This is a genomic window from Asticcacaulis sp. (assembly GCA_024707255.1).
Taxonomy (GTDB): Bacteria; Pseudomonadota; Alphaproteobacteria; order Caulobacterales; family Caulobacteraceae; genus Asticcacaulis.
The window spans coordinates 1,698,234-1,715,090 of sequence record JANQAC010000002.1; the positions used below are offsets into that span (position 1 = coordinate 1,698,234).

Below are 16,857 nucleotides of genomic sequence, written 5' to 3' on the forward strand. Positions count from 1 at the left end.
AGAGACGCCACCAATGAAAATATCTTTCGATTTCAAAAAGATGGTACAAAGGGCGCAAACCCTGGCCATCGCACTTGGCCTGGCGGCCCTCGCCAGCGCCGGTACACAGGCCGCCTATGCAGCGCCGAAGAAGGCCGAAGCCGCCCCGGCCGGCGAATTCAAGATCGATCCAGCCATTCAGGCCAAGAGCATGACCGATATTCCGGCCATTATCGCCCTGGGTAAAATCGATTGCGATCCGGTTGACGCCTACCTGATGGGCCCTACCGAATTTGCCAAGGATGACGGCACCAAGGTCAAGGGACAACTCTATGAAGTGGCCTGCAAAACCGGCCCCGGCTTCATCATTACCAGCATTTCCCCCACTGAAGTGGGCCAGGCCTTCACCTGTTCGCTGGCCGCCAAGCTCCAGGCAACGCGTCCGGAGTCCATCCTGTGCGTCCTGCCGGAAAACAAGCCGCATTATGCCTGGCTTACCTCCATCGTCCAGCCCTACCTGCCCGGCTGCCAGATCAGCGATGCCCGCGTGATCGGCTCGACCTCGACCGAACCGCTGATCGACCGTTATGAAGTCGGCTGCGGCACGCAGGCCGGCGGCATCATCGATTATGCCCAGCTCGGCGCCAAGGCCCCGACCGAATTCAAGAGCTGTCTTGTGGTCGATGGCACCAGTTCCGCCTGTCAGTTCACCACCAAGGAACAGACAATGGCCGTCCTGAAGCCCGTCGCCGCTGCGGCTGACAAGGATTGTCAGGTCAACAATGTCCGCTTCGTCGGGGTCAACAAGGAAAACGATGGCCTGTTCTATGAATTCGGCTGTGCCAACAAGCCGGGCTTCATAGCCCTGACCAAGCTTGACAACACCTTTGAACGCAATATCGCCTGTGCCAGCGCTGCTGGCCTGGGTGGCTGCAAGTTCACCGATGCCGGCGTGGCCGCCGCTGATGCCAACGGCACCTATTCGGCGCTTCTGGGCAAGGCCGGCTTCCCCTGCACGGTCGATGACTACAATGTCCTGGGCACTCAGGAACAGACCAAACGCGATTATGTTGAGTTCAAGTGCAAGGAACAGCCCTGGGGCCTGATCGGCTTCGTGCCGCAGCCAGGCAGCACCGCCGGTGTGCGCGTCAATGACTGCTTCATCGACCAGACCAGCCGGAAAATGTGTACCTATGTCACCGAACCGCAACTGCGCACCCAGATCGACAAGCTGATCAAGATCGCCCAGCCGGGTAAGGACTGCGATGTCAGCGATGTGCGTTATATCGGTGAATCCGATGGCATCGAAGGCGCCGTCATCATCGAAATCGCCTGCAGCAACAAGCGCGGTTACATTGCTGTCATCGCTGCCAATCGCAACAGTATTGCCGATTCGACACCTTGCAAGATTGCCAAGTCGCATAACGATCCGGTTCAATGCACGATCGCCGGCAACGGCACCTACTCCTCGGCGGACTAACCGCCTGAAAACCTGAAAAGGCCCGCGAGGTTACGGCCTCGCGGGCCTTTTTCATGCCGATTTGCGGCGGTAATAACTGGATGGCAATGGAGACGATGATGAGACTATGGATGGCAGCGGCCGTTTTTCCCTTGATGCTTCTGGGAGGCTGCGATCTCTTGACTAAACCAGAGGCCGGTCCCGCCTACGCCATCCCTGCCCCCACGGCAAAAGGCGAGGTCCAGCTATATCCAGCCACAGATCCGAAGGCGACGCGGCCCTCCGTCCAGGTCCGCGCCGGCGATTGCGACAAGGAAACATGCGAGGTTCTGAAGGGGAAAAAATGGCAACCTTTGATAAAGGCTGACGTTGCCGCCCTCCCCTATCTCTCGGTCATGATGCCCACCGGCTCGGTCTACAGCCCCGACCTGTGGCGGCCGGTCGGGGCCAGCGGCCGTTATGTGCTGGTTAGTCCCGCCGGTTTCGATGGCATCCAGCGCGGCCTGTTCGACGGCCTGCGCATCGGCGTGCAGGATGCCACCTTCGCCACCTATTTCACCGCCTATTCGATTGAAAATGCCGCCACCCTCAAGGCTCTGGGCCTGTGTACCCGTGACATGGCGGTCGATTCCGGCGATCCGCTCAAGGCCAATTGCGCCCAGAAGGTCGGCAGCGACCGCTATGTCCTGCCAGTCAATGGAGAGATCGTCATCGCCGGAGACAAGGCCTGGCTGCTGCAACGTCGCCCGGACCGTTCGGCCAATCTCGTTGACCTGTTCGCCCTGCCGCGTGGCGCACCTGTATGCCTGCCGGGCCTGATCATCGATACAGACGGCAAATGGATGGGCACGCCCGACAAGGCCCTGTCGCCCGACCTCTTCGTCTCGCGCTCACGCCCTTCGCCGGAATATGAAGCGCATAAGGAAAAGCTGCTGAGGGCCTGCGCCGGTAACTGAGTCAGAACCACGAATGCACACGAATAGACACAAATTCTATTCATAGTGAATGGTCAGGATGTTTCCGAAAAGCATTCAATCCTATTCGTGCTTATTCGTGTACATTCGTGGTTCAAAAACCTGGCCTTACAAACTTTCCATGAAACGGCAGGATTCGCCTTGGGACGGGCGGATAATTTCGTCATCGCGCATAACCACCTTGCCGCGGATAATCGTCGCCTTGGGCCAGCCGGTGACTTCCAGGCCGTCGAACGGAGTCCAGCCCGAGCGCGTGCGCATGTCGGCATGACGCAGCACCCGCTTGTGGTTCAGGTCAACCAGGGTGACGTCGCCGTCATAGCCTTCGGCCATGCGCCCCTTGCCCGCCACGCCGAAGACGCGCTGGGCGCCCGCCGAGGTCAGGTCCACCAGCCGCTCCAGTGACATGCGACCGTGGGCCACATGGTTCAGCATCACCGGCAGCAGGGTCTGGACGCCCGGCATTCCAGACGGCGAGGCCGGATAGGGCTTGGCCTTTTCTTCCAGGGTGTGCGGCGCATGATCGGACCCCAGCACGTCGGCGATACCGCCATTGATGCCATGCCACAGGCCATCGACATGATACTGGTCGCGAATCGGCGGGTTCATCTGGGCCAGGCCCTTCAGGCGCTCATAGGCTTCCGGCGCCACCAGGGTGAGGTGCTGCGGCGTGATCTCAACCGTAGCAATGTCCTTGTTTTCCGATAGAAAATCGATTTCTTCCTTAGTGGTCACATGAAGAACGTGGATGCGCTTGCCGGCCTCGCGCGCCAGCCGAACCAGGCGATGGGTCGACTGGATGGCCGATTGGGCGTCCCGGACGAAATCGTGGCTCGTCCAGTCGCCTTCGCGCGCCAGCGGGCGGCGTTCTGCCAGACGATATTCATCCTCGGAATGGAAGGTGGCGCGGCGGTTGACATTGGCCAGTACCTTCGCCACGCCCTCGTCATCGGCGATCAGCAGCGTACCGGTCGAGGCCCCCATGAACACCTTGACGCCGCAGCAGCCCTTCAAGCGCTCCAGTTCCCCCAGTTCATGAACGTTTTCATGCGTACCGCCGACATAGAAGGCATAATCGCAGTGCATCCGGTGATGCGCGCGCTGCAATTTGTCGGCAAAGGCTTCGGCATTGGTGGTCGTCGGGTTGGTATTGGGCATCTCGAAGACCGCCACGACCCCGCCCATGACGGCGGCCTGGGAACCGGTCTCCAGGTCTTCCTTCCATTCCAGGCCAGGCTCGCGGAAATGGACCTGGGTATCAATCACGCCCGGCATGGCCAGCAGGCCGGTGGCGTCGAAAATCTCGCCTGCCGATGCCTGCGACAGGTCGCCGAAGGCCGCGAACTTGCCGCCGGTAATGCCGATATCGCCCTTGCCCCGCCCGGCATGATTGATGATTTCGGCGTTACGGATGATCAGATCGAAATTGCGAGGCATGGCGGTGATCCTTTAGTCAAGTCAATGGGCGGACAGTAGACCTCGGATACCGTCAAGTGAAGCGAAACTTCACCCTGCCATCTCTCTTTCGATGACGGCCGCCACATGATCAATCGTCAGGTCGAGCATATGGCAGACATTCTGCTTCAGCTTTGGATCAACCATCTGGATATCCGCCAGAGTGCGCGGCCCGCGAATGACCAGTACATGGCCGCCGATCGGGGCGTCGGCTTCATCCGAAGGCCCGAACAGGCCGAAGGTCGGGATGCCGGCGGCCGCAGCCAGGTGCAGCCACAGTTCGTCATTGCCGACAAACATGACGGCTTGCCGCAGAGCCGCATAGGCGTTGAGTTCGGTGACGTCCCCGCCGATCTCCATCACTTGGGCGCGCGGCGTCGCCATGCGCAGGGCCTGCAGGGTGTCGCGCTCGGCCTCGGAGCCGATAATCAGCAGGCGATGACCGGCAAGCGGCCCCTCTTCCCGCATCAGTCGCGTGGCCAGAACAGCAAATCGCTCCGTCGGCCAGCGCCGCCCCAGCCAGCCAGCGCCCGGCGCCATAACGATCAGCGGCCCGGTTTCGCGGCCACTATCGATCAGGCTGCGTGTCTGCGCTTCGCGGCGCGGTGATACGCGCAAAGCCGGCATGATTTCCAGCGGATCAAGCCTCAACTTGGCGGCGATCTGTTCCAGCACGCCCGCGCTGTCATTCGGATTGAGCGTAAAGCGGGTCTTCGCCTTCATCATGCGCGAAATCAGGGTGGGGCCGATATCGACGCACAGCCCCCATTTACGCCGGCTCAGTTCACTCAGGCCATGCAGCGACTTCAGCTTAAATAAGGCGCCGTCAAAGGCTTGTAACTCGTCGATCAAGTCGTCATCTTGAAACAGCACGGCCGAGGCTTGCGTTGTCGCCAGCGTGATCCGGGCATGGGGAATTTCCGCTTTCAGGCGCGCGATGACGCCGCTCAGGGCCAGGGCCTTGGACGGTTCGCACAGGGCCAGCAAAAGAATCGGAAATTCACCTGTCATGCGCCATACTTAGTTCCTGAGACGATCATAACAAGACCCATCATGACCGCAGCTTCCGTTACCGCCCTTACCCATCGCGCCCTGATCGCCGTTTCCGGCCCGGACTGGGCCAAGTTCCTCAAAGGGCTTTGCACCGCCCATATCGACGAAATTGTCGAGGAAACGGCAAGGGGCGAATTTCATAGACTGCATTACGGGGCTTTTTTGCGGCCCCAGGGCAAGATGATCTGTGATGTCCTGCTACATGCCGTCTCTGCTGACGAAATCTGGCTAGATGTGCCGCTATCCGAACGCGATGACCTGCTGGCCAAACTCAATATGTATAAGTTGCGCGCCCAGGTGACGATCACAGCGCCCGACCATCCGGTTTACGTGGCTTTTGGCGGCGATCTGCCGGATGGCTTTATGGACGACCCGCGTGGATCAATCATTGATGTTGCCTTCGGTTTTGCGTATGCGCCGCAAACCACAACCGCCTCGCCTGACGACTGGCGCACCTTCCGCTATACCCACAGCCTGGCCGAGGCCGGTGCCGATTTTGGTCGGGACGACCTCTACGCCATCGACGCCAATCTCGACCTGTTGGCGGCGATAGACTTTCACAAGGGCTGCTATGTCGGGCAGGAACTGACCTCGCGCATGAAGCGTCGCGGCCAGATCAAGAACCGCATATTGGGCTTTCGTTATGCGGGCGATGCGCCGGCCGCTGGCGCCGAAATTCTCAATATTGAGAAACGCGCCGGTGAAATTCTGGCCGCCGCGCAGGGGTATGGTTTGGCCCTGATGCGGATCGACCGACGCGAGGGTGCGCTTACGGCCGATGGCAGGCCGATTTCTCTGAATATCCCGGCCTGGATCGCGCCCGCCCTGCCCGAAATCACCGCCGAATAAAGACCGAAAAAAGGAATGCCTTCATGTGCGATAAAGCACGCTGCCCCTGGCCCAAGACCGATCCGCTTTATTGCGCCTATCATGACGAGGAATGGGGCGTGCCGGAATACGACCCGCGCGCCCTGTGGGAGAAGCTGGTGCTCGATGGTTTTCAGGCGGGATTGTCGTGGATCACCATCCTGCGCAAACGCGACGCTTTTCGTGCGGCCTTCGCCGGTTTCGATCCGGAAAAGGTGGCGCGCTTTGGTGACACCGATATCGAGCGCCTGATGAACGATCCCGGCATTGTCCGATCGCGCGCCAAGATCGTTTCGGCTATCGAAAGTGCCCGCATCACCCTCGACCTGCGCGAAAAAGGCACCAGTTTCACCGACTTTATCTGGGCCATCCAGGATCATAAACCAATCACCAACCACTATGGCTGGGGCGAAATCCCGACCGAAACCAAAACCTCACAGGAACTGGCCAAGCTGCTGAAAAGCAAGGGTTACAAGTTCTGCGGCGCCGTCATCGTCTATGCCTTCATGCAGGCGGTCGGCATGGTCAATGACCATACAACGGCATGTTTTCGTCACGCCGAGATTGCGGATATGGCGAAAACGCGATAGCCTCAACTCAGATTATCCGGGGGACGCCATGGAACTGATGTTTCAACCACTAAAGCGCTATGTCGATTTTAACGGCCGCTCCCGCCGTACCGAATACTGGCTGTGGTTTCTGTTCCAGATGATCGCCAGCCTGGTGTTCAGCATTCTCAAATCCGCGATTGGCAACACGGCTGAACTGCTTAATTTCCTTTTTTCGCTGGCCATCCTTCTTCCGACCCTGGCCGTGGGCGTGCGCCGCTTTCATGACATCAACCGTACCGGCTGGTGGATCGTCTTCCCGCTGGCCGTCCTGATCGTCGCCCTGATTGTCTTCTTTTCAGTCAGCGGCGGCGCCTTCATCAACAACTTGAAGTCCTTTTCGGGTATTGGTCCTAATCCCACACCGGACCAGGCCATGGCCATGATGACAGCCCTGGCCCCTATGTGGTGGGTCTTTTTAGCCTGGTTCGCAGCTTCGCTCGTAACATTCGTTTTCAATGTAATGGACGGCACACCGGGCCCGAATCGTTTTGGCCCAGATCCGAAAGGCCGGGGCGGCGATACGAGTGTATTCTGATCAATCGATAATGGGGGTTTCGATGTCCAATGTGCCTTTGATTTTCCAGCCGCTTGTTAAATATGTCGATTTCCAGGGCCGTGCCCGGCGATCGGAATTCTGGCTGTGGGTACTTTTCCGTATTGCCCTTGGCATGGTGATGGGCACCGTAATGACCAGCGTCATGTTCACAGGCATGAACTTCCAGAACCCGGATCCTTCGCAATTCATGGGTCGCTATTTCTCGGTCATGCCCGTACTCCAACTCGTGAACCTGGGTTTGCTGCTGCCCAGCATAGCCGTGGCCGTGCGGCGCCTGCATGACATAAACCGTACCGGCTGGTGGTACATCATGCCCATCGTCGTCGCGTTTATTGGCATGATCCTGTTTTTCATCTTCTTCGGCACACAGATGTTCACCCTGATCGGCAACAATGGCAACATGACCGATCAGCAATCCATGCAGTTCTTTTTCAGCATGTTTGGCTCGTTTTTCCTTTGCCTGGTCCTGCCGCTGCTGGTCGCCGAAATCGTCATGTTCGTTTTCTATGTCACAGACGGCACCCCGACGACCAACCGCTTTGGTCCCGATCCCAAGGGCCGCGGCGTTCAGGCCACCCCCGAAAGCGTATTTTGATTGAAGCCCGCGAGACAACGGCCACAAATCGCGGTATGAGCGATTCATGGCCGATCTCAGTTTTGAATCCACCCTTATGGGGCTTATCTGCGGCGTCGATGAAGCCGGGCGCGGCCCGTGCGCTGGCCCGTTATGCGTGGCCGCCGTCATTCTCGATCCGGCCAATATTCCCGAAGGCATAGACGATTCCAAGGCCCTGACCGAAAAGCGCCGCTTCGAACTGGAACCGCTGATCAAGGAAGCCGCCGTCTGCTGGTCGGTGATCACCATGTCGGTGGAAGAGATCGACTGCCTGAATATCCTGACGGCCACCATGGAAGGCATGAAGCGCGCGGTCGAGGCACTTACCCCTTGCGCCGAGCACGCCCTGATCGACGGCAACCGCTGCCCGAAACTGTCCATTCCCTCCACGCCGCTGATCGGCGGCGACGCCCGTTCGCTGTCCATTGCCGCCGCCTCGATCCTGGCCAAAACGGCGCGCGACCGCATCATGATCGAGATGGATATCGTCTATCCTGTCTACGGCTTCAAAAAGCACAAAGGCTATCAGGCCGAAGCGCACCTGGAGGCTTTGCGTCTGCACGGCCCTTCACCTATCCACCGCACAAGCTGGGCGACAATTCGTGAACTAAGCTGGGGCGAGAGCGCCTGATCCGCGCAAAAAGTGAGTCTTTTCGGACTCACTCCCAAAAAAAGCGAATCGGCCGATTCGACAGTATGGTTAATTTAACCAGCCATTAACCGCGAAACGATTCTAGTCATTGGATTCAGGGACTTAAACCGCCCTCCAGTGTCAGAAGGATCTTCGTCTTGCGCAAATCGACCGCTATCAAAATCCCGTCCGTTCCGCAGGCGCCGCTCAAGCTCGACACCATTCACCTCGGCGAGTGCATCGAGGTGCTGAAAACCCTACCCGACGCCTCGGTCGATCTCGTCTTCGCCGATCCGCCCTATAATCTCCAGCTCGGCGGCGACCTCCTACGTCCGGACAATTCCAAGGTCGATGCGGTTGATGACGAGTGGGACCAGTTCGCGTCGTTTGAGGCCTATGACAGGTTCACCCGCGAATGGATGCGCGAATGCAAGCGTGTGCTGAAGGACGACGGCGCCATCTGGGTCATCGGCTCCTACCACAATATCTTCCGCCTCGGCGTCGCCATGCAGGACATGGGCTTCTGGGTGATGAACGACGTCATCTGGCGCAAGGCCAACCCCATGCCCAACTTCAAGGGCACCCGCTTCACCAACGCCCACGAGACCCTGATCTGGGCTACCAAGGCCAAGGGCCAGAAGCGCTATACTTTCAATTACGATGCGCTGAAAGCCTTCAACGAAGATACCCAGATGCGTTCGGACTGGTCGATTCCGCTCTGCACCGGCGATGAGCGCCTGAAGGACGAAAACGGCAACAAGGCGCACCCGACCCAAAAACCGGAAGCCCTGCTCTATCGCGTCCTGCTGGCCTGCACCAAGCCCGGCCATGTCGTGCTCGATCCGTTCTTCGGTACCGGCACCACCGGCGCTGCCGCCAAGCGCCTGGGCCGCCACTTTATCGGCATCGAACGCGAGGAAGCCTACCGCAAGGTGGCCAGCGAACGCATCGCCCGCGTCATCCCCGCCACCGCCGAAGACCACGGCTGTCATGGGTTCCAAGAAGGCCGAACCGCGTGTGCCGTTCGGCGCCGTGGTCGAGGCGGGCCTGCTGCAACCAGGCGACATTCTCTATACGCCCAAGGGTGACAAGACTGCCCGCGTCCGCGCCGATGGCTCGCTGGTTCATGGCGAACTGACCGGTTCGATCCACAAGATGGGCGCCATGATGGAACAGGCCCCGGCCTGCAACGGCTGGACCTACTGGCGCTTCAAGACCGACGCCGGCCTCAAGCCGATCGACGATCTGCGCTCACGCATCCGTGCCGACATGAACTAGGTTTGCCGCGGCGAAAGTATGGCTTTCGCAAGGCAAGAGCCCCTAGGACCATAAGTTTAAGAGCGCGGACGGCAACGTCCGCGCTTTTTTAATCGAACAGCCGTGCTGCGACGGGCTTCATCTTCAAGGCCTTGGCGAAGACGGTCGGCAGGGCCTTTTCACTGACAGGCAGTAGCTGGAAGCGGTTGTTCTGACGCAGGAAATCACGCACCGCTTCATCTGACAGATGCGTGCGCCAGACCGCCTGTGTCAGGGCAAAATGGGTGAACACGTGCTCGTAGCTGCCGATCGCCTCGAAAGCGGCAGATATCGGCGGCATCACCTCTTCGGTGCGATAAGGTTCCGAGCGCCATTCGGTATGTGGCAGCCCAAGCATTCCACCCAGCAGTCCCTTGTCTGCACGGCGCTCTACAATGACCTGATCACCGACAAGCATGACAAACGCCACGCCGTAACGCCGCGGCTTCGGCGCCTTGGCCAGCTTGACCGGAAAGCGTTCCTGTTCGCCGCGCGCCCGCGCCAGGCAAGCAGTGGCCAGCGGGCAATCGCCGCACGCCGGTGATTTCGGGCGGCAAATGAGTGTCGCCATATCCATCAGGGCCTGCGGCCAGTCACCGGCGCGATCATCACTTACCCATTGCGCCGCCGCCTCGCGCACCTGCGGCTTGGCGGTCGGCATCTGCGTCTCAATAGCGTAGAGCCGCGCCATGATGCGTTCGATATTGCCATCCACCACATTGGCGGCGTGTCCGAAGGCGATGGCCGCCACCGCTGCTGAGGTATAGGGGCCGAAGCCCGGCAATTTCAGCAGTTCCGCCTCATCAGCCGGGAAAATGCCACCGTGATCGCGCACCACTGTCCGGGCGCATTCCAGCAGCTTGCGGGCGCGGGCATAATAGCCAAGACCCGCCCAATCCGCCATGACACGGCCGTCCTCGGCTGCGGCCAGATCGCGCACGCTTGGCCATAAATTGAGAAATTTTTCGTAATAGGGCGCGGCGTGCGGCACGGTCGTCTGCTGTAGCATGACCTCGGACAGCCAGACACGGTAAGGATCGCGCTCGCCGCGCGCGCCAGGGCAGCTTGCGGCCGTGTGCGTCATACCAGGCCAGCAGATCGGTTCTTAATGACGCGACAACCGCCCGATCCTTCAGTATAATCCCGCTCATGAAACGCCCGCTGCCATCCCTTGAAGACTCGCTCCGCATCCTGCGCACGACTCATACCCGGCGTATGCCCAAACCACCGCCGCCGGTAAAGAAGCAGGTTACGCCGCTGCTGAAAAGCCTGCAGGCACGCTTTGAGCAGATGGACGATGGGTCCGGCAAGCTGAAAAACCGCTGGACGGAGATCGCCGGCGAGGCGCTGGCCAAATTGTGCGAACCTGTCCGCATCATCAAGGGCCGCGCCCATGGCGCCGGGGCTCTGGAAATCCGCGTCATGGGGGCCTATGCGCCGCTGGTTCAGCACCAGTCCGCCACCCTGATCGACCGGATCAACCTCTTCCTCGGCGCGAAGACGATCGACAAGCTGCGCATCATCCAGGGGCCGCTGACCCAGGCGCCGAAAAAACCGCAATATATCCGGCCCAAACCGCTTTCGGCGCAGGAAGAACTGGCGCTCCAGCAATCCTTGAGCGATGTCGAAGACGAGAAGCTGAAAAAATCCCTGCTTCAGCTCGGCCGGTCTGTCCTCAAGCGCGAGAACATGAAGAGTTAGGCGCAATAATTCTCAAAACACAAATGCCATATTTACAGCGCAATCGAACGCTTTAAAAAGGCACAGACTTAAGGATGCGAGTCCCTCCGGGACTGCCACCTTTCCAAACCATTTTCGGGGCTGAATATGCAAATTTCTGTCGGCAAAACCCTTCGCATGACCGGCGCGGCCGCCTTCATGGGCCTGACCCTGGTGGCCTCAGGATGCAGCAAGACCAGTTCCACCGGAGCGGTCGGTGCCGATGAAATGTCGATGGGACCGGCGGATGCCAAGGTGACCGTCATTGAATACGCCTCGGTCGCCTGTCCGATCTGCGGTCACGTCAATGAGACGGTCATGCCGGAATTCAAGGCCAAATATGTCGACAGCGGCAAGGTGCGGTATGTCTATCGTCCTATGATGACCGGCAATCCCGCCGTCGCCGCCGCGGGCCACCTGCTGGCCGAATGCGCCGGCAAAGACAAGTATTTCACAGTGATCGATCAGGTCATGCGTTCCCAGGAAGCCATGGGCGGCGAGGAAACCGGCTATGCCAATGCCCGCCCGGTCCTGTTCAGCATCGGCCAGTCGCTCGGCATGTCGGAAGATGCCTTCAACAAGTGCATCACCGATGAAAAGGGCCTGAAGCGCCTGAACGACCTGAACCAGCAATATATGACCAGGGATGGCGTCAACGGCACCCCGACCTTCGTCATCAACGGCAAGAAGCTTGACCGCATTCCGCTGAATATCGGCGATTTCGATGCCGCCCTTAAGCCCGCGCTCAGCAAGTAAGGACCGACATGATCTCCTCCAGACGGACTCTCCTGGCCCTGACAACCACCGCCCTGCTATTGGCCGGGTGCGGCAAATCGATCAAGCCGGTCGAAGGCGATATGAGCCTGGGCGCCGGCGAAAACGCCAAGGTGACCCTGATCGAATATGCTTCGGTCACCTGCGCCCACTGCGCCGAGTTCAACAAGGACGTCATGCCCGAACTGATGGCCAAGTACATCACGCCGGGCAAGATCCGCTATGTCTACCGCGAATTCCTGACCGAGCCGCGCGATGTCTCGGCCGCCGGCATCCTGCTGGCACGCTGCGCCGGCAAGGAAAACTATTTCAAGGTCGTCGATGAGATCATGAAGGCCCAGGGCGAGATGTTCGGCGACGGCACCACCACCAATGCCCTGCCGGTGCTGAAGCGCATCGGCGCCTCTGTAGGCATCAAGGACGACGCCTTCAATAAGTGCATTACCGATGAAAAGGGCCTGGCGCGCATCCAGGATAATGTCGACAAGTATCTGAAAGAAGACGACATCACCGGTACGCCGACCTTCTTCATCAATGGCAAGCGGTTCGAGCGCAAGACCGGCACTATTGCCGACTTCGATGAGGCTTTCGCGCCCCTGCTGGCGGGCAAGTAATCCATGATCCGGCGTATCGCGGCGGTTGCCCTGGCTGCTTTCCTTTTGCCCCCTGGCTCAGGCGGCGGACCTGTCCCCGGCGCTGGTCAAGGTCATGCCCACGGATCATGTCCTGGGCAGCGCCAAGGCGCCGGTCACGATCATCGAATACGGCTCGGTCGCCTGCCCGGCCTGCGCCAGTTTCAATGAAACCGTCTTCCCGCAGCTCAAGGCGAAATATATCGACACCGGCAAGGTGCGCTATGTTTTCCGCCCCATGCTGACCGGTGTGCCGGTGATCGCCGTGGCCGGCACCCGCATGGCCGAATGCGCCGGTCCCGGTAAATATTTCGACGTGGTCGATGCCGTCATGCGCGGCCAGAAGGACTATTACGCCTGGGGCGAAAGCAATATCATCGCCCAGCCGATCCTGGTGAAGATCGCGGCGGGCTTTGGCCTGTCGGAAACGGCCTTCAATGCTTGCGCCGGTGATGCCGCCAGCCTCGCCCGCCTGCAACAGGCGCACAAGGCGGCCATCGAGTCAGGCATACACAGCACCCCCAGCCTGTTCGTCGACGGCAAGGAAATGGAACGCCACGACCTCGACAGCCTGGAAGCCGCCATCAAAGCCGCCAGGTAAGCTCATCCACAGGAATTAACCCTCTTCATACCAATCTGTCTTGACGCCCGCCGTTCTGCTATGAAGGTGGTAGAATCGTTATGGCACGCCAAAAAGGCGAATTGGGTTCTTCCTTGCACTTTCAGAAGATCAAGCTTTCAGGGTTCAAGTCCTTCGTCGATGCGACAGAGTTTCGCATTGATCCGGGTCTGACCGGCATTGTCGGGCCGAACGGCTGCGGCAAGTCGAATCTGCTTGAAGCCCTGCGCTGGGTGATGGGCGCCACCTCCGCCAAGGCCATGCGCGGTTCCGGCATGGACGACGTCATCTTTGCCGGTTCGGACAAACGCCCGTCGCGCAACTGGGCCGAAGTCACCCTGACCATCGACAATTCGGAACGCCTGGCGCCGCAGCCCTTTACCGACCAGCCGATCCTTGATGTCGCCCGCCGCATCGATCGCGGGGCGGGGTCTTCTTACAAGATCAATGGTAAGGAAGTGCGGGCGCGCGACGTGCAGCTTCTGTTCGCCGATGCCTCGACCGGCGCCAATTCACCGGCGCTCGTCCGTCAGGGGCAGATATCGGAACTCATCGCCGCCAAGCCACAGAATCGCCGGCGCGTACTCGAAGAGGCCGGTGGCGTTTCCGGCCTGCATACCCGCCGCCATGAGGCCGAACTACGCCTTTCGGCCGCTGAATCGAACCTGTCGCGCCTTGATGACATCGCCCGCGAACTGGACTCAGCCCTCTCCCGCCTCAAGCGCGAAGCCCGCCAGGCCGACAAGTATAAGAAGATTTCCGCCGAAATCCGCGCCCTGCAAAAGGCCATCCTGCACGCCAAGTGGCTGGAGGTACGCGCCATGCTGGAAGGCGCGATCAACGACATGCAGGCGCAGAGCCAGCGGGTTGAGACCACGGCCCGCGCCGCTGCGGTCGCGCAAACCGCCGCCCTGAAAGCCGCCGAGGCCATCGGTCCTTTGCGTGAGGAAGAGGCCGTGGCCGCTACGGTCAACCACCGGCTCAATATCGAGAAGGAACGTCTCGATCTGGAAGAAAAACAGGTTGCCAGCGAGATTGAACGTCTGAAAGGCGACATCGCCCGGCTGCGCGGTGACTTCCAGCGTGAGGTCGATCTGTCGTCCGATGGCTCGTTACAGGTCGAGCGCCTGCAATCGGGCCTGGCGCGGGTGCAGGAAGAAATCGCCAGCGCCCCCTCGCGTGAGCCGGAACTGAAACGCGCGGTCGAGGCCGCCGAAGCTGAGCGCGTCAAGGCCGATCAGGCCATCGAGGCCATAGCCGCCGAGCAGGCCGCGCAGGTCGAGCGCCAGCGGCTGGAAGCGTCGCGCCTTGGGGAAGCGAAATCGCGCTTCGACCGCCTGAGCCAGCAACTGCAGACGGCACAAAATGATCGCAAGGCCCTGGGGACGTTCGATTACAGCGCTCTGGACGGCCTGAAGGCGCAGGCGGCGACGGCGCAATCCGATCTGGAATCTGCCCGCAAAGCCACTGAGGAGCTGGAAACGGCCCGTCCGGCGCTGGCCAATACCGAGGCGCAAAGCCGCAAGGCGATGCGCGAGATCGAGGACCAGTTGGGCCGCCTGACCGCAGAGGCGCGCGGTCTGTCGCAAATCCTGACCAGCGTTCGCAAAGAAGGCGCGCCGGTACTGGATGCCGTTCGTCCGGACAAGGGCTATGAACTCGCCCTGGCCGCAGCGCTGGGTGATGACCTTAATCTCAGCCTGTCTAAGAAGGCCGTGCAGACTGCACTCGCTTTCTGGAGCGAGGATTTTGAGAGTCAGGCAAAAGCCATTGACATGACAGCGCTTGGCGTGATGCCGCTCAGCGCCAATGTAAAAGCCCCGGCCGCCATGGCCTTGCGCCTTTCCACCATCGGCGTGGTGGCACAAGCCGATGGCGACCGCCTTCAGGGGCAGCTTCCGATCGGCGCGCGTCTGGTCTCGAAGGAAGGTGACCTGTGGCGCTGGGATGGCCTGATCGTCCGGGCCAAGGCGCCCAAGCCCGCCGCTGTCCGGCTGGCCCAGCGCACGCGTCATGACGAATTGGAAACCGAGATCGACGGGCTGAAACCGAAACTGGAAGAGGCGAAAAAAACGCAAGCCGCGGCCGCAGAAGCCCAGCGCATCCACGAAGACAGTCTGCGCAATGCCCGCAATCGCCTGCCCGATCTGGAGCGGGCCTTACGCACCCGCCAGAATGACCTTGAAAACCGTCTGCGTGCCCAGACACAATACGAAGCCCGTCTGGAATCGCTGGAGGCCACCCTCGCCCGCCTGACCTCCGAACATGCCGAGGCAAAGACGGCCTATGACGCCCTGCTGGCCAGCCAGTCCGCCGCGCTCGACAATGAAACCATGCGCGCTCGCCTTAATGAGGCGCGCGCCATGGCCGACAGCCATCGCCAGGCCGTCATGCGCGCCCGCGCCGATCTCGACCAGGACGCCCGCGACCGTCAGGCGCGTGAAGCCCGCGAACGCACTCTGACCCGCGAACTCACCGACTGGAGCCGCCGTACACAAGATTCTGCGGCGCGCCTGCTCAAGCTGGAAAAAGATCAGGCGACCGCGCAGGCCGCGCTGGAAGCCGCCCAGTCGGCACCGCGTGAGTTCGAGAGCAAGCGCATCACCCTGGTCGATTCGCTGCAAACCGCCGAAAAGCGCCTCAGTGAAGCCCGCGACAAATTGAACAGCGCTGAGGCCGAGCGCCGCGACGCCGATATCAATGTGCGCATGCTGGAGCAGGAAGCTTCGGCCGCCCGTGAGGAACGCGCCGGCGCCACGGCCCGTCTCGAAGCCATTCAGGGCAAGGCCGCCGAAATCGAAGCCATCATCCTTGACCAGACCGGTGGCACGCCTGACGATCTGGGCAAGCGCCTCAAGGAAGAAGCCATCGCCACCCCGGCCGATGCGTCGGGCGCCGAATCGCTGCTGTCGGGCCTGGAACGCGAACGCGACCAGTTGGGCGCCGTCAATCTGCGCGCCGAGGAAGAAGCCACCGAATACGAAGGCCGACTCGATACGCTTTCAAAGGAACGCGCCGACCTGACCACCGCCATCGCCAAATTGCGCGACGGCATCGACGAACTGAACGCTGAGGGCCGCGAACGCCTGCTGGCCGCCTTTGAGATTATCAACGAACACTTCAAGACCCTGTTCGTCACACTGTTCGATGGTGGTTCGGCCGAACTGCGCCTGGTCGAATCGGACGATCCGCTCGAAGCCGGCCTGGAAATCTACGCCTGCCCGCCGGGCAAGCGCCTCTCAACCATGAGCCTGATGTCGGGCGGCGAGCAGGCTCTGACCGCCACCGCCCTGATCTTTGGCGTCTTCCTGGCCAATCCGGCGCCGGTGTGCGTGCTCGATGAAGTTGATGCGCCGCTCGATGACGCCAATGTCGACCGCTATTGTCGCCTGCTGGCCGAGATGCGCGAACGCACCAAGACGCGTTTCATCGCCATCACCCACAATCCGGTCACCATGTCGCGCATGAACCGCCTGTTTGGCGTCACCATGAGTGAGCGCGGCGTCTCACAGCTGGTCAGCGTCGATCTGTCGCAGGCCGAGGCCCTGGTGGCGGAGCATGTGGCGTAGGCCATTCCAAATTTGGAAATATGAGCTTTTCCAACACGAAGGAAATG

14 protein-coding genes and 2 pseudogenes are annotated in these 16,857 nt (G+C 60.5%); 13 read left to right on the forward strand and 3 right to left on the reverse strand.

The window, feature by feature from the left end; genetic code table 11:
* The first annotated feature begins 13 nt into the window (after window positions 1–13).
* Window positions 14–1,459: a hypothetical protein gene (locus NVV72_19485; protein MCR6661390.1), complete on the forward strand. Its 1,446-nt coding sequence runs from the start codon at window positions 14–16 to the stop codon at window positions 1,457–1,459.
* A gap of 158 nt (window positions 1,460–1,617) precedes the next feature.
* Entirely contained in the window at window positions 1,618–2,394 is a 777-nt protein-coding gene (locus NVV72_19490) for a hypothetical protein (GenBank protein MCR6661391.1), read from the forward strand.
* A gap of 126 nt (window positions 2,395–2,520) precedes the next feature.
* On the opposite strand, the gene NVV72_19495 is transcribed toward NVV72_19490, so the two are convergent.
* Window positions 2,521–3,849, reverse strand: a complete 1,329-nt coding sequence (locus NVV72_19495) for a dihydroorotase (protein ID MCR6661392.1) — start codon at window positions 3,847–3,849, stop codon at window positions 2,521–2,523.
* 69 nt (window positions 3,850–3,918) lie between these two features.
* On the reverse strand, window positions 3,919–4,878 hold the full coding sequence (locus NVV72_19500; GenBank protein MCR6661393.1) for a glycosyltransferase family 9 protein: 960 nt from the start codon (window positions 4,876–4,878) through the stop codon (window positions 3,919–3,921).
* A gap of 42 nt (window positions 4,879–4,920) precedes the next feature.
* On the opposite strand from NVV72_19500, the gene NVV72_19505 reads away from it, so the two are divergent.
* The 6 genes and pseudogenes from NVV72_19505 to NVV72_19530 all read left to right on the forward strand — a co-directional run bounded on the left by NVV72_19505 (window position 4,921) and on the right by NVV72_19530 (window position 9,479).
* The gene (locus NVV72_19505; GenBank protein ID MCR6661394.1) at window positions 4,921–5,769 is read left to right on the forward strand and encodes a folate-binding protein; all 849 of its coding nucleotides are present in this window, start codon (window positions 4,921–4,923) and stop codon (window positions 5,767–5,769) included.
* A 23-nt stretch (window positions 5,770–5,792) separates the two neighbouring features.
* The gene (locus tag NVV72_19510) at window positions 5,793–6,377 is read left to right on the forward strand and encodes a DNA-3-methyladenine glycosylase I (GenBank protein ID MCR6661395.1); all 585 of its coding nucleotides are present in this window, start codon (window positions 5,793–5,795) and stop codon (window positions 6,375–6,377) included.
* A gap of 28 nt (window positions 6,378–6,405) precedes the next feature.
* Window positions 6,406–6,933, forward strand: coding sequence for a DUF805 domain-containing protein (locus NVV72_19515; protein ID MCR6661396.1), 528 nt, complete (start codon window positions 6,406–6,408; stop codon window positions 6,931–6,933).
* A 22-nt stretch (window positions 6,934–6,955) separates the two neighbouring features.
* The gene (locus NVV72_19520; GenBank protein MCR6661397.1) at window positions 6,956–7,549 is read left to right on the forward strand and encodes a DUF805 domain-containing protein; all 594 of its coding nucleotides are present in this window, start codon (window positions 6,956–6,958) and stop codon (window positions 7,547–7,549) included.
* Window positions 7,550–7,595: 46 nt separating this feature from the next.
* Window positions 7,596–8,201 (forward strand): ribonuclease HII, encoded by a 606-nt coding sequence (locus NVV72_19525; GenBank protein MCR6661398.1) that lies wholly within the window; start codon window positions 7,596–7,598, stop codon window positions 8,199–8,201.
* A gap of 182 nt (window positions 8,202–8,383) precedes the next feature.
* Window positions 8,384–9,479, forward strand: a pseudogene (locus tag NVV72_19530) (site-specific DNA-methyltransferase).
* Window positions 9,480–9,567: 88 nt separating this feature from the next.
* Here NVV72_19530 and NVV72_19535 read toward each other — a convergent pair.
* A pseudogene (locus tag NVV72_19535) lies at window positions 9,568–10,648 on the reverse strand (A/G-specific adenine glycosylase).
* Between NVV72_19535 and NVV72_19540 the strand changes: the two are divergent.
* The 5 genes from NVV72_19540 (at window position 10,647) to smc (ending at window position 16,810) form a co-directional block, all read left to right on the forward strand.
* Window positions 10,647–11,198, forward strand: a complete 552-nt coding sequence (locus tag NVV72_19540) for a DciA family protein (GenBank protein ID MCR6661399.1) — start codon at window positions 10,647–10,649, stop codon at window positions 11,196–11,198. The pseudogene NVV72_19535 and the gene NVV72_19540 overlap by 2 nt on opposite strands.
* Window positions 11,199–11,324: 126 nt before the next feature.
* Window positions 11,325–11,972 carry a DsbA family protein gene (locus NVV72_19545; GenBank protein MCR6661400.1) on the forward strand — a complete coding sequence of 216 codons (648 nt, stop codon included), beginning with the start codon at window positions 11,325–11,327 and terminating at the stop codon, window positions 11,970–11,972.
* Between the two features lie 8 nt (window positions 11,973–11,980).
* On the forward strand, window positions 11,981–12,604 hold the full coding sequence (locus tag NVV72_19550; protein ID MCR6661401.1) for a DsbA family protein: 624 nt from the start codon (window positions 11,981–11,983) through the stop codon (window positions 12,602–12,604).
* A 94-nt stretch (window positions 12,605–12,698) separates the two neighbouring features.
* On the forward strand, window positions 12,699–13,223 hold the full coding sequence (locus NVV72_19555) for a DsbA family protein (protein MCR6661402.1): 525 nt from the start codon (window positions 12,699–12,701) through the stop codon (window positions 13,221–13,223).
* 113 nt (window positions 13,224–13,336) lie between these two features.
* Complete coding sequence (smc, locus tag NVV72_19560; GenBank protein MCR6661403.1) at window positions 13,337–16,810, forward strand: chromosome segregation protein SMC; 3,474 nt, start codon at window positions 13,337–13,339, stop codon at window positions 16,808–16,810.
* Window positions 16,811–16,857: the final 47 nt, after the last annotated feature.